Annotated in this window: 13 protein-coding genes; 11 read left to right on the top strand and 2 right to left on the bottom strand. The window is 56.9% G+C overall.

The genetic code is table 11. The annotated features are described in order from the left end of the window. Positions 1-336: 336 nt before the first annotated feature. Positions 337-657: a hypothetical protein gene (locus WCA10_RS19120; protein ID WP_472824115.1), complete on the bottom strand. Its 321-nt coding sequence runs from the start codon at positions 655-657 to the stop codon at positions 337-339. Between the two features lie 224 nt (positions 658-881). On the opposite strand from WCA10_RS19120, the gene WCA10_RS19125 reads away from it, so the two are divergent. The 6 genes from WCA10_RS19125 to WCA10_RS19150 all read left to right on the top strand — a co-directional run bounded on the left by WCA10_RS19125 (position 882) and on the right by WCA10_RS19150 (position 7,551). Beyond that, positions 882-1,544, top strand: a complete 663-nt coding sequence (locus WCA10_RS19125; RefSeq protein ID WP_472824116.1) for an energy transducer TonB — start codon at positions 882-884, stop codon at positions 1,542-1,544. Positions 1,545-1,719: 175 nt separating this feature from the next. Then, positions 1,720-1,977 (top strand): hypothetical protein, encoded by a 258-nt coding sequence (locus WCA10_RS19130; protein WP_472824117.1) that lies wholly within the window; start codon positions 1,720-1,722, stop codon positions 1,975-1,977. Between the two features lie 259 nt (positions 1,978-2,236). Beyond that, positions 2,237-3,265 carry an acetamidase/formamidase family protein gene (locus WCA10_RS19135; protein ID WP_472824118.1) on the top strand — a complete coding sequence of 343 codons (1,029 nt, stop codon included), beginning with the start codon at positions 2,237-2,239 and terminating at the stop codon, positions 3,263-3,265. An 89-nt stretch (positions 3,266-3,354) separates the two neighbouring features. Then, positions 3,355-4,437 carry a uroporphyrinogen decarboxylase gene (gene hemE / locus WCA10_RS19140; protein WP_472824127.1) on the top strand — a complete coding sequence of 361 codons (1,083 nt, stop codon included), beginning with the start codon at positions 3,355-3,357 and terminating at the stop codon, positions 4,435-4,437. Next, positions 4,430-5,392 carry a ferrochelatase gene (hemH, locus tag WCA10_RS19145; RefSeq protein ID WP_472824119.1) on the top strand — a complete coding sequence of 321 codons (963 nt, stop codon included), beginning with the start codon at positions 4,430-4,432 and terminating at the stop codon, positions 5,390-5,392. The genes hemE and hemH overlap by 8 nt, the downstream gene beginning before the upstream one ends. A gap of 1,205 nt (positions 5,393-6,597) precedes the next feature. Next, positions 6,598-7,551, top strand: a complete 954-nt coding sequence (locus WCA10_RS19150) for an MBL fold metallo-hydrolase (protein ID WP_472824120.1) — start codon at positions 6,598-6,600, stop codon at positions 7,549-7,551. Between the two features lie 417 nt (positions 7,552-7,968). Here the strand turns inward: WCA10_RS19150 and WCA10_RS19155 are convergent, their stop codons facing one another. Beyond that, positions 7,969-8,388 carry a TetR/AcrR family transcriptional regulator gene (locus WCA10_RS19155; protein ID WP_472824121.1) on the bottom strand — a complete coding sequence of 140 codons (420 nt, stop codon included), beginning with the start codon at positions 8,386-8,388 and terminating at the stop codon, positions 7,969-7,971. Positions 8,389-8,549: 161 nt separating this feature from the next. On the opposite strand from WCA10_RS19155, the gene WCA10_RS19160 reads away from it, so the two are divergent. From WCA10_RS19160 to WCA10_RS19180, 5 genes are all read left to right on the top strand, one after another. Beyond that, positions 8,550-9,422 (top strand): NmrA family NAD(P)-binding protein, encoded by an 873-nt coding sequence (locus tag WCA10_RS19160; RefSeq protein ID WP_472824122.1) that lies wholly within the window; start codon positions 8,550-8,552, stop codon positions 9,420-9,422. Positions 9,423-9,585: 163 nt separating this feature from the next. Next, positions 9,586-10,005: a DoxX family protein gene (locus WCA10_RS19165; protein ID WP_472824123.1), complete on the top strand. Its 420-nt coding sequence runs from the start codon at positions 9,586-9,588 to the stop codon at positions 10,003-10,005. Positions 10,006-10,285: 280 nt separating this feature from the next. Next, positions 10,286-10,834: a carboxymuconolactone decarboxylase family protein gene (locus WCA10_RS19170; protein ID WP_472824124.1), complete on the top strand. Its 549-nt coding sequence runs from the start codon at positions 10,286-10,288 to the stop codon at positions 10,832-10,834. 78 nt (positions 10,835-10,912) lie between these two features. After that, positions 10,913-11,698: a helix-turn-helix domain-containing protein gene (locus tag WCA10_RS19175; protein ID WP_472824125.1), complete on the top strand. Its 786-nt coding sequence runs from the start codon at positions 10,913-10,915 to the stop codon at positions 11,696-11,698. A gap of 261 nt (positions 11,699-11,959) precedes the next feature. After that, the gene (locus WCA10_RS19180; protein ID WP_472824126.1) at positions 11,960-12,370 is read left to right on the top strand and encodes a DUF120 domain-containing protein; all 411 of its coding nucleotides are present in this window, start codon (positions 11,960-11,962) and stop codon (positions 12,368-12,370) included. The last annotated feature ends 155 nt before the right edge of the window (positions 12,371-12,525 follow it).

Below are 12,525 nucleotides of genomic sequence, written 5' to 3' on the forward strand. Positions count from 1 at the left end.
CCTGAATGTTGCACAATGAGATTGTCTGACTTCGATGCGCGGAGCCGGAAGGATGAATCCAAACTTCATCAGCAGCCCAGGTGCTTTCCAACTCGCCCGGTCGAGCAGATGAGCGTCGCTATAAGTCTTTTCACAAGAAATATTTGCGGCTAAACCCTTTGAGAAGAAATATATCGTGCAATGCTCCGGCCGTAACCCACTGATAAAGGCGAACTTCCTCCCAGAGATGGGGTGGGGGGTATCCCGGAGAACGAATCACTGACAGCCGACAGCACTGCCCAGGAAATGACATCCAGAGGCTAATGGAGATGTGAAAACTGCGAGCTGACAGCTGGATCAGTACTCCGCCACCAGCTCCTTATAGCTCGCATTGACCGCATGGCACTGTCCCTGCGCGTGACCGAACTCGTTTTCCGTCACATCCATGACGAATCCGGAGATTGGACCCACTGTCGCATTCGTCCCCGCGCCCGAGCCCGGCTTGTACTGCCGCTCCTGATCGTCCGCCTGCCACAGCAGCCCCAGTTCCAGGCAAGCCTGTCGGCGCTGTTGTGCATAACGCACAAGCCGCTTCATCTGATGCTCTTCCACACGGCATCGAAAAGCGAATCCGCTGTCGCCCGCCAGCAAAACCGCCGCCGCACACAGCGCCGCCACTTCAGCAAACTTCCAGCTTCTACTTAGAAATCGCAAAGGACCGATACCACCGCTGCATGGAGATTTGGGGTTGTGTGCCCCCAGTATAACCAGATTTCCGGTTTTCCAAGTGACGAACCGCACTCGAATTCCGCTCGCCGCGTTCCTGAAGTCACTGGGCATTCCTCGGCAAACCTGTGCGACAATCGTTTCACCGGACCGTCCCCGTCCTTGGCGAGGTCACCATGCGATCTCCAGCCGAACGCTCTCGACTTCTGTATCGCGCACTCATCGTTTCCGTTGCCGTGCATTGCGCCTTCTTTGCCTCGGTGTTTCTCTTCGGCACCCGCGCCGGCATCCGGATTGTCCCGCCCGTCAAGACCCAGTCCGTCGCGCAACTCGCCTTCGCCGGTGGTTCCCACGCCATCAGGATCCAAGTGCCAATCGCGCAGTTCGCCGCTCACACTCGCGAGGCCGCGCCAAACGCGGCGGCCGCCAAACGGACCGATATCCCCATGCAAGTCCCCGCCCTCAAGAAGTCAGGCGGCGGCTCCACGCGCGCGCCTCACCATGGCGACGGCTCCTCTACAGCCCTCACCGGCAACGGCAGCGACGCCCAGGACATCCACCCCGCCTTCCCCATCTTTTCCCCCCACCCCCCCATCACCAACCGCGCCCTCCTCCCCTCCTCTGAACAGAAAATCGTCGTCGACGTCAGCGTCGATGCCTTCGGCCAGGTTGTCAGCGAGAATCTCGTCAAGGGAATGGGAACGGTGCTGGACAAGATTGTCCTCGAGACCGTAAAGACCTGGCGCTTTCAGCCCGCGACGTTGAACGGCAAACCGGTTGCCACCGAAGCCGAGCTGATCTTTCCGTTCAACCAGGACTATCCCATCACGAGTTCCTAGCTCGCGCTGCTGACCTCGATTTTCCAGTAAGTATCACCTCGTGTTCCGGCTGGAAGCATCAAACTTACATGGCATATCGACACTTCAGTCGATTGCAGTAAGATAGCCGCAACCGGAAACATGCTTGGGATCCTTCCCCCGGAACGGCGCAGGGTTTTTGAAGCCAGAGGAGTGTATGGAAAGAGGCAAGAAGGAGAAAAATACAACCGATCATTTGCGGGGTGTTCTGCGGGGAGAAGCCTTCGAAAGTGATTGCACGGTGGCGTTGGTAACCAAGCTCGATCATGAGAGGCCAACCGTGGCCGTCTGGACCAGCCTGCGCATTACCGCAGCATCCCAGACCCCACCCGACGGGACCTATCGGCTCGAGGTTCACGGGCGAATCTTCAACGTGAAACGCGTTGGGGGTAAGTGGCCGACACTTAATTTATAGATTGCTGATATTCTCTCTTGCATCGATCCGCAAATCAGGCGAAATATAACTTCTTCCCCAGTCCCCTGCCTGCCTAAACACGGGTGCGAGCGAGATAGTTGCTTGATCTTCAGCTGAGGCGCTCGCAGGCACACTCTAATGCTCGGGTAGACTCAGTGCATCTTCAGATATGATTCCGTTCTCGGCTATATTCAGAGCGGTTCAGACATAGAAAGATGTCCAGAATGAACTCGTGAGTTCATTAGCCTGAGGTGTTCGCATGAAGTGTCTCTCCATTCTTGCAATGGCGGCGGTGACGGCCGGTGTTGGGGCAACTCAGTCTGGACCGGTGTTCCTGCCGGCGAGTCCGTCAACAGTCGCATGGGGCTACTACTGGTCGAAAGCCAAGCCAGTGCTTACGGTTCACTCCGGAAATACCGTCCGCATCCAAACCCTCTCCACCTGCGGACCGACCGAGCGGCTCGAAGCCAGTGGAGTGGCAGCCAAGGACATTCCGGCCTACAACGCTACGATCTACGAACAGGTAAAAGATCGCGGCCCAGGCGGACATATCCTTACCGGCCCGGTCGCAATCGCCGAGGCCGAACCAGGCGACGTGCTCGAAGTTCAGATCGAAAAGATTGACATCGACGTACCCTTTGCCTGCAACGGGTTCTCCGCGGGAAGGGGATTCTTGCCCAACGATTTCCCTTACGGTCGTCGCAAAATTATTCCCCTTGACCGTGAAAAGATGCTTGCGCATTTCGCCCCGGGCGTTGAGATTCCATTGCATCCATTCTTTGGCAGCATGGGCGTTGCTCCTCCCGAATCGGCAGGGCGGTACGATAGTGCTCCGCCGTGGATGCATGCCGGCAACATCGACAACAAGGAACTCGTGGCCGGTACGACGCTGTTTATTCCCGTTCACGCGCCGGGGGCGCTATTTGAGGTGGGCGACGGCCACGCCGGGCAAGGCAACGGTGAGGTCGACATCACTGCCGTGGAGACGTTCCTGACTGGGACATTCCGCTTTATCGTCCACAAAGATCAGCATTTGCTTTGGCCGCGTGCCGAAACACCGACCAGCTACATCAGCATGGGGTTCAGCCCCGATTTAAAGACTGCGACGGAAATGGCGGTGCGCAACATGATCGATTTTCTTGTCACAGAAAAGCACTTGTCGCGGGACGACGCCTACATGCTTACCAGCGTCGCCGTGGATGTGGACATAACCCAGTTAGTGGACGGCAATGTTGGCGTACACGCAATTTGCCCTAAAGGCATCTTCGTAGATGCCAGGCAGCAATAGATTCTCGCAGTTTCGACGCTTTAGCCCATCGGATGGGATTGGGCCGATTTCCTCATCGGATGCCCTGGCGCCCAGTAAAATCAGCCTATATGGATATTGAAGTGAACAATCTTGCCGGCGAGGAGACGATCCTTGAGGGCACGAGGTTTGTGCGGGCATGTCTGCGCAAGGGGGTAGATCGGACTCCAGTGTGGTTCTTACGCCAGGCCGGGCGTTATATGCAGGAATATCGCGACATTCGTAAACACCACACGCTCGTCGAGATTTGCAAGCAGCCCGAACTTGCCGCCGAAGTGACCATTACCGCAGCAGAAAAGCTTGGTGTCGACGCGGCCATTATTTTTGCCGATCTGCTGCTGCCGCTCGAACCGATGGGCCTGCCATTCGAATTCCAGGCCGGAGAAGGTCCTGTAGTACATCACCCCGTACGCACAGCGGAAAACGTAAAGGCTCTGCGCACAGATCGTGCAGGGGACCTTGCCTATGTGGCGCGCGCGATCGAGAAGGTCGCTGCGCATTTTGGCGACAGACTCGGCGTAATTGGTTTCTGCGGGGCTCCTTATACGCTGGCCAGTTACATGATCGAGGGCGGCGGGTCACGGAATTATATTCACACGAAACAGATGATGTACACCGACACCCTTGCGTGGCGCAGCCTCTTGGACAAGCTGGTTGTCGTTCTGATCGAGTATTGCCGGCTGCAGGTGCAGGCGGGCGCCGATGCGATCCAGATTTTCGACAGCTGGGTGGGTTCCCTGGGTCTCGAGGACTATCGCGACTACGCGTTCGAGGCGTCGAAGCGGCTGGTTCGCGCGGTGCAGGGGATGGGGCTTCCGGTCATCTATTTTGGTGTTGAGACCGCCGGGCTATTGTCGCAGATGGCAGCTACCGGGGCCGATGTCATCGGTCTTGACTGGCGGCAGCCGCTCGATGTGGGCTGGCGCGAAGTGGGCCACGCGCATGCGGTGCAGGGGAATCTAGACCCAATCACGTTGTTCGCACCGCTTGAAGTGCTCGAGCTGCGCGTGAAGGAGATTCTGCGTGCGGCGGCTGGACGGCCCGGACACATCTTTAACCTCGGCCACGGAATCGTCCCGGAGACGCCCGTCGAAAACGTGCAGGCCGTAGTGCGCATGGTGCGTGAGTTCCGGTTGGAGAACCAGGATGCCTAAGAGAGCGGTCCTGCTTCTTGCGCACGGCACGCCGGATACGATTGAAGAAATCCCGGAATACCTGCGCAACGTGGTCAGCGGGCGACCGCTTCCACAGCATGTCATCGAAGAGATCAAGCGCAGATATTTGCTGATCGGACGTAGTCCGCTCACGGAGATCACCCTGGCGCAGGGGCGGCTTGTCGAAGCGGAGCTCGTTGCAGAGGGCATGGACGCGCAGGTCTACGTTGGGATGCGGAACTGGAAGCCGTACATCGCGGACGTGGTTCGCAAAATGCGCGCCGATGGCGTAGCGGAGGCGGCGGTGATTTGCCTTGCGCCGCAGAATTCGCGCACCAGCGTAGGGCTCTACAAGCGAGCCGTCCAGGCGGAGGCGGGGTCCCTGAAGATCGATTTCACCGATGCCTGGGCTCAGGAGCCGCTGCTCGCCGATGCATTCGCCGAGCGGTTGCGTGCAGCCCAGACGCGCATGATTGAGGAAACCGGTGCGCCCGCGCCGGTGCTGTTTACGGCGCATAGTGTGCCCTGCGGAACGGTTCAAGCTCAGGCGGCGACCGAAGGCCAGCCGAAGCTCTGGCCGGGCGAAGGGGCCGATCCTTACGCGCAGGAGGCCAAGCGAACAGCGGAGCTGGTGGCGGAGCGTGTTCCCGAGATTCCGAAGTGGTGGTTTGCCTTTCAGAGTCAGGGCGCGAGCGGTGGTCCGTGGATCGGACCCACGGTTGAAGAGACGCTTACGGCGATCGCGGGTGAAGGCGTAAAGACGATCCTACTGCAGCCTATCGGCTTTCTGTGCGACCACGTCGAGATTCTGTACGACGTGGACATCGCGTTTAAGGAATATGCAGCGAAGCTCGAGATTCGCCTGGAGCGGCCGGACTCGCTGAATGTGTCGCCAACACTTGCGCGTGCCATCGCGGGACTTGCGAAACGTGGGCTCAGTCGGTTACAAGAATAAAGATTTCCAGATCGCCCGAACTGAGCAGCGGGTCTTGGAGTCGTCCTGGTTTCGTCCGTGGAATGCCTTCCCACGCGAATGATCCGCCCTGCGATGAAAGTCTGTTGATGTCGATTAATCGCTCTTCTTCGAATGGTCCTTCGTCTGAACGCTGTCCAGACTGCGGAACGCAGCAGATGCGGCGTATTCCCCGCGCCGGTTTACTGCAGCGGCTTGTACTGCCCCTATTGGGTTTCTATCCCTGGGAGTGCCCGATTTGTAGAAGGCTAATGCTCCTGAGGAAACGCGGACGGCGTACAAGGCGGCCTGCAGCGGCCAGTTCGCTGTAAAGCCGTACGGCGACCGGCCCGCAGCTCACTGCCTTCAGCAGTCAGCTCCGGGCTTGAGGGTTTCGGGGGGTATTATCCCCCCTCTATAGGGAAAGTATCTGTTTTCATTGGTTTAGCGGGGAGGTTGTCTGCAGAGACTTCTTCCGATTGAACTTACCTGTAGAGGTTTCTCAATAAGGGGCTTAGGGCCAGGTCCGTTTCACAGTTTCCCAACGCCGATTTTTGATTCGAGCGCAATTCTTGTCTATATGATTGATACAAAAGGTTTTCGCTTTTAAACTGTGGTGCATTTCTGGTCGATTTGGCACGTTTTGGCATCGTTTAAGGGCCTGATTGGCTGATTTCGATTTGTGAAACTGTGAAGCTGTGAAGGCGGCGCGTTGTGCGGGGCGTGGCCTCTCCTCGATCCCATACAAGTTCATTGTGCGCCAAACGAGCGAAATTACCTGCAACTCCGGTGAGGTTTTTCTTTCGTTTGTTTTGTTGGGTTTGAGTGGCAAATGCGGTTGGATGGGGGTTGACAACGCGTTGAGGTGAATCTGGCGGAGGTCGGTGTCCGTTTCCGGCCGAAGCTCAGATCAGGGATACAGTTCCCGAGCCCAAAAGCGGGATTTTTACCCTTCGGACCCAAGACCTGTCCGACGGGCTCCGGAATCAGCCCTAGCCAGTCAATTCCGACAAGCCGACTTCCCGTTCCCGATCGAGTGCATTTGCAATTTACCGCTCGTCGAGAGAGTCATGGCGCGTCAATAGACAAAGAACACTTGTCCACGCAGGCGGTTCTACGGCCAGGGTGAATTGGATTTGCGAACACTGGCGGACTTCCCGTTCTCAATTCGGCTATCTTTGAAGGGTCGGGCGGCTTGGCGGTGCAAAATGGGAATCATCCTCGAGCGTTTGCAAAAGGTGGCGGGAAAAGCGCTTCTTGCATTAACGGTCCTCTTTCCCCTGTGTGAAGTTTTGCCCGTGGAGGCGCAATCCTGCGGCTCCTCAGGACTGGCGCTTCAGGTACTCGGTTCCGGCGGACCAGAGTTGCAGGATAAGCGGGCTTCCACGAGCTATCTGATATGGGATCACGGCGCCGCACGTGTCATCGTTGATGCTGGGGGAGGCAGCGCTCTACGCTTTGGGGAGAGCGGAGCGCAGATGTCCCAAGTGGATGTTGTTCTGTTCAGCCATTTTCATATCGATCACAGCGGCGATTTTCCCGCCCTGGTATTTTCTTCGTGGTTTGAAGACCGCAAGCGCCCCCTGCCAGTATACGGTCCACCGGGAAACGAGTTTATGCCGTCCACGACAGAGTTTGTGCGTGATCTGTTCAGTGAGCCGCATGGGGCTTGGCGCTACCTGAGCGACTTCGTGGGGCCGCGCACACAAGGAAGCTACACACTCGAACCGCATAATGTCGTAGCCGGTTCCAAACCAGTTCTCGTGTTTCGAAACTCCGGCATGGTCGTGTACGCGGTGCGCGTCATACATGGTGTGTTTCCCGCGCTGGCGTGGCGAGTAGAAATAAGCGGCAAGCGAATCGTCTTTAGCGGAGATACGAACGGCGAAGGTGACGGACTAACCCAGCTCGCGCTGAACGCAGATTTATTTGTCGCCCATAACGCCGTACCCGAGGGCGCCACCGGAGTGGAAAGGCGCCTCCATATGCCACCGTCCGTAATCGGGATGACTGCCGCGAATGCTCATGTCAAGCGGTTGATATTGTCTCATCGAATGCTGCGGACTTTGGGAAGAGAGAAAGAGACACAAGCAGAAATACAGCGCCACTTTGCCGGTCCTGTAGTATTCGCCAACGACCTCGACTGTTTTCCTGTGCAGTGAGCGAAACATGAAGTTCTCCCCCGGTTTCGATCAAGTACCGCTATACGCCCAGATTCTCAGCAAATCTCGACGGTTTATTTAGAAAGTTAATAACTAAGATACTGGCCGACTTTTAGGGAGTGATCGGCGTCGGTGAGTGCCTGGCGATTGGCATTCACCTGACGCACTGGATCGGCCGGATCGCTTAGTGATTGTGCTCTTCGGCAATCGCGGAACAGCCTGAACGCCCGCCCAAAGCGTTGCGATCGTTTGCTCCGCCACGAGAGCCTGGTCAGGCAAGTCAGGCACAACTCCTTGGATGACCATGAGTGTGGCCAGGCCAAAGATCGTAAACCACCAGGTGTGAGCTACCACGATGTCATTCCTATTTGGTAATCCCTCATCCTTGGCAACATCGAAAAAGAGCTGCACGAAACGTCAGAACAACGGCGCGCCAATGTCGTTGATGTATTGTCCAGCGCGGACGCCGTCGCGGTTCTCAGGCCCGAAGAAGACGTTACGGAACTGTTGTGGATGGGAAATGCAGAATTGAATCAAGCCGCGTGAAGTCGCAAACAGACGCTCTTTCGGCGAACGATGTTGAGCGGCAATCGCGTCGAAGTTCTGAACCATCAGCCCGATCGTCTCGCGGCTTAACTCGGCAAGAATATGCCATTTGTCGGGAAAATGCTGATAGATCACGGCGTGCGTATAGCCAATCTCTTTAGCGATCTCGCGAAGCGTCACAGCTTCGTAACCGCGATCGGCAAACATTTTGCTGGCAGCCGCAAGGATTTCGCCCCGCAACCTCTCCTTGCGCTCTATCCGTCGACTTGGTGATGTGGATGTCACTTCCATAGCTTAGTTCCTTTCGGCGCTTTGTGCGACCGATTGTTAATTTATAACCATCGGTTAAAAACCAGCGATTAATTTGCAACTAATGGTTATTATTAGTCTCTAATCGTCAGGTCACTCATTTGAACGGGCGGCCAAATATGAGGCAAAAGGAGAAAACGGGCATGTATTTAGTCATGGGCATTACAGGAAACGTTGGGGGCGCCGCCGCGCGGCACCTGCTGAAGCAAGGCAAACAGGTGCGAGCACTTGTGCGCAATCGCCAAAAAGCTGCGGCGTGGGCAGACCAGGGCGTGGAGTTGGCGGATGGCGACTGGAACGATGCGACAGCCATAACGGTGGCGCTCAAAGAGGTTGAGGGCGCGTTTGTTATGTTGCCGGCTGTGTGGGCACCCTCGCCTGATTACAGAGAAGCAAAGGGCGTGATTGCGAACTATGTTGAGGCGCTGACCAGGGTAGTGCCCCCGCGGCTGGTAGCGCTCTCGTCGATGGGCGCGCATAGAGCAAGCGGGGTGGGGAATGTCACGGCCTTATCACTTTTGGAGCAAGGTCTTCGCAACCTACCGTCTCCGGTCGCATTTGTGCGCGCTGGCGGCTTTTTCGAAAACTTTCTTTTCGGCTTACAGGCTGCCCAGGGCGGAACTCTACCGGTCTTCTACAACCCTACAAACCGGAAATCGACAATGGTCGCGTCAGTCGACATCGGCGCAGAGGTGGCAACGCTTCTGACCGGGCCGGCATGGTCAGGCCGTCGCGTGATCGAACTGGGTTCGATGGTGAGCGCGGATGAAGTGGCCGGGCAATTGGGTGAAGTCCTGAAACTCGACGTTAAGGCCTTTGCAGTTCCGCGTGCAGGGTGGGCGGAAGCGTTCGAGCAGTTCGGCATCCCGAAGGGCCACTCGGGACCAGCCGAAGAAATGTTTGAGAGCGTCAACGCGGGATGTATGGACCTCGGAGTCCCGGGTACGGAGCACGTAGCGGGTACGACGTCTGCACGCGACGTGTTTGCGGCTGCACAGAACGCCGCGAAGGCGTAAGTCCGGGCAAGCAGCTTCAGCGCCCTGGGGGCGGGAACAGCCAGCCGTGCCACCGCGGCTTCGTGTTCGACCGGGCGGTTCCTGCCCCTGCTGCTCAGCCATCGCCGACTAATTCCACAACGATTTGAACCATTCAAACCGCAAGAGGAGGATCGCTTTCATTATGAAAACTGAACGCATACTCGATAAACCCGCGCGGGCAAGTCGAGCAATTCAAATAGCCGCGATGGCAATAACCGGCCTTGTCACCGTCATCTGGGTGTACTTCGGAAAGTTATATCTCACTCACGATCCTGGGGAATGGAGGATCGCCAATCAGCAACTCGGATACCCGCTCTATGTCATCCCTCTGATTGGCGTGACCCACATCCTTGGTGGCGTGGGCCTTCTAATTCCCAATGTGCCTCGATTGACTGAGTGGATTTATGCTGGCCTCTCGATCGATCTCTTACTCGCGTTCTATTCACAACTGAATGACGGTGGCACTACCTGGGATAAATTCGATCCGATTCTCGTCATGGCGTTCGTCTTTGCTTCGTACGTATTGAGACGCTGCATGCGCGCAAACAGATGGTCGATGTGAAGAACACGCTTGGCGGGCAGTTTTACTTTTTCCTGGCTCGTTGCGGAGGCCCAACGAGTGTCCGGCCCGCCAATACGAAACCCTAAACGTACAAGCCGTCCCTCGTTCAGTTCTGGGCAGCGAAGGCTCAAATGGCAGGAACAGGCCTTAGCGCTTTATGGGCAGATTCGCATCAAACGATTACCTGCGAGGTAATTGCTGCGATTCTTGATCTAGCCGATAGTAGGGCAGTAGCCGAACAGGATTTCCTGTAAGGCTGCGGATCACAAAGGAGAATCACATGCCCAACTATCCAGTTCAAACGATCGCTTCTGCGTCCGATGGTTCGAAATCGGCGCTCGAACAGCTCAAGAAGGCTTTTGGTGCCTTACCCAACATCGCCGGCGCTATCGCGAATTCGCGGAAACTTATCAACTCCCTCGTCGGCCTGTTTGGGCAGGTCCATAGCCCGGGCCTCACTGAGGCGGAGAATCAGATTGTTCTGCTGACAGACGCAGTCGCGAACGCCAGCACGTATGCGGTGGCGTTCCACACCGCGTTGGCTCTCCAACAGGGAATCAGTTCTGAAGAGACAACCGCAATTCGTGAGCGGCGCTTACCCACAGACAAGAGATTTGCGGCGCTTTCAGCGATGGCGAAGGCGCTCATTGAAAAACGCGGCCACCTGACCGAGCCGGAACTTGATTCGTTCAACGCTGCCGGCTTTACCAAGGAACAGGTCCTCGAGGTTATCGCCATAGTGGCGGCATCGACGATCACCAACTACACCGGAACCATCGCGAATCCGCCGCTGGATGATGCCTTCCTTCAGCACGCATGGCGTGGCTAAAAGCGGAGCGTCCAAGCCGGCCAATCCGCGGCTCATGCGGGCTCGCCGGAGTCCCTATCTGACAAGGAGGAGGACGAAATGGCAACGCAATCTGTATCCCCGGTTCTCCAACTCGGCGAGTTGCTGCGCTATTGGAGACGGGAGCGCGGCAAAAGTCAGCTGGATCTCTCCCTCGACACCGGCATCTCGCAGCGCCACCTGAGCTTTGTTGAGAGCGGGCGGAGCACTCCCAGCCGCGATTTCCTTTCCACCGTGTCGGATGCATTGAACATTCCTCTCCGCGAAAGAAACGTTCTACTGCTCGCGTCGGGATTCGCTCCTCAGTTCAGCGAGGAACGCGTCGATGCCGAGCAGATGGCGATTGTGACGCGGGCCATCGACGGGATGCTGCGACAACACGAGCCGCATCCGGCGCTCGTGCTCGACCGGTACTGGGATGTGATTCGAACCAATGAAGCCGCGCCGCGATTCTTTGCATCATTTGTGGATATAGAGAAAAGACCAAAGCCGCGCAATCTTCTCGACCTGATGTTCGATCCAACGGGAATGAGGCCATTTGTTGAGGAGTGGGAAAAGGTCGCGGCCGGTCTGCTGCAAAGGGTCCGGCGGGAAGCTGTGGGACAGGTGCTGGATGCGAAACTCCAGGAGTTGCTGGAGCGGCTGCGTCAGTACCCAGGAGTCGCAGGACTGAAGACCCCATTAGCGCCTCAAAGTCCCGTACTGCCCATCACCTTCCGGCGAGGAGATGAGCGCCTCTCCTATTTCTCGCTGATCACCACGGTTGGCACGCCACAGTGCATCACCGCCCAGGAACTGCGCGTGGAGTGCATGTTTCCGACAGGTATTGAGGGGAGAGCACTATGAGCGTTCCTCTGTTTGTACATCCGCAAGATCGCCGGGTGCCCCATCCTTACCGCAGCTTCATAGCGGAAAGGGTGGGAAAGCACTCCCATGCTCACAGCCAGCAAAGCTCCACGCCGCAGAAAGCGCGGGCGAAGGTGCTCGGTAGCGCTAGGGCGTTTCTGTTACGCAGTTTTCAATCTATGTCGCACCCGCCGCGAAGGGGCGTTGAGGCAGATGAACATATCAGACGCCGGAGGTCCGATTCCGCCAGAAAGGTTGAGTATGACTAAGATTCGCGGAAGAGTTGTGGCGGGGATGGGCAATTTTTCGATCTGGATCGAAAGGCTGCACGAACACTACCTTCGCAAGACGGGGATGCTGCTTTTCCCTGGCACCCTGAACCTGCAACTCGACGAACCCTGGTTCGTTCCCGCAGGCTGCTTGCGTCTCGAGGGCGTGGAGTATGGAGGCACAGTCACCGTAAACATTGTCCCCTGCTCTGTCTTTTGCAGACCGGGATTCATTCTTCGAACTACGGCGAATGAAGAAGGGCGTGGACACCACCCGCGGACCATCATCGAAATTGCCTGCGACGTCAAGCTGCGCGATGCTTATCAGTTGAAGGATGGAGATTGGGTAGAGGTGGACATCCCCGACGAGACGAACACGGCTAAAGCAGCACCCTGGCTGTAGGGCTTCATCGAAATAGATCAGTACTCATAAACGTTAGGTCCCTATCGGGACTGCCCCAACGCAACGATGGTGGATTGCCCCAGGAGTTTTTGGGGCAGTTTCGATAGGGTCGTTTGAAGTAAGTCGCTGGTGGGACGGGCGCGGTGATCTACCTA

The organism is Occallatibacter sp. (assembly GCF_049582745.1).
Lineage (GTDB): Bacteria > Acidobacteriota > Terriglobia > Terriglobales > Acidobacteriaceae > Telmatobacter.

What these genes read in the sequence shown, in the direction of transcription:
- WCA10_RS19130 (WP_472824117.1), top strand. Translation starts at nt 1,720, where the DNA reads ATGGAAAGAGGCAAGAAGGAGAAAAATACAACCGATCATTTGCGGGGT.
- WCA10_RS19160 (WP_472824122.1), top strand. Translation starts at nt 8,550, where the DNA reads ATGTATTTAGTCATGGGCATTACAGGAAACGTTGGGGGCGCCGCCGCG.
- WCA10_RS19170 (WP_472824124.1), top strand. Translation starts at nt 10,286, where the DNA reads ATGCCCAACTATCCAGTTCAAACGATCGCTTCTGCGTCCGATGGTTCG.
- WCA10_RS19150 (WP_472824120.1), top strand. Translation starts at nt 6,598, where the DNA reads ATGGGAATCATCCTCGAGCGTTTGCAAAAGGTGGCGGGAAAAGCGCTT.
- WCA10_RS19155 (WP_472824121.1), bottom strand. Translation starts at nt 8,388, where the DNA reads ATGGAAGTGACATCCACATCACCAAGTCGACGGATAGAGCGCAAGGAG.
- hemE (WP_472824127.1), top strand. Translation starts at nt 3,355, where the DNA reads ATGGATATTGAAGTGAACAATCTTGCCGGCGAGGAGACGATCCTTGAG.
- WCA10_RS19180 (WP_472824126.1), top strand. Translation starts at nt 11,960, where the DNA reads ATGACTAAGATTCGCGGAAGAGTTGTGGCGGGGATGGGCAATTTTTCG.
- WCA10_RS19125 (WP_472824116.1), top strand. Translation starts at nt 882, where the DNA reads ATGCGATCTCCAGCCGAACGCTCTCGACTTCTGTATCGCGCACTCATC.
- WCA10_RS19175 (WP_472824125.1), top strand. Translation starts at nt 10,913, where the DNA reads ATGGCAACGCAATCTGTATCCCCGGTTCTCCAACTCGGCGAGTTGCTG.
- hemH (WP_472824119.1), top strand. Translation starts at nt 4,430, where the DNA reads ATGCCTAAGAGAGCGGTCCTGCTTCTTGCGCACGGCACGCCGGATACG.
- WCA10_RS19135 (WP_472824118.1), top strand. Translation starts at nt 2,237, where the DNA reads ATGAAGTGTCTCTCCATTCTTGCAATGGCGGCGGTGACGGCCGGTGTT.
- WCA10_RS19165 (WP_472824123.1), top strand. Translation starts at nt 9,586, where the DNA reads ATGAAAACTGAACGCATACTCGATAAACCCGCGCGGGCAAGTCGAGCA.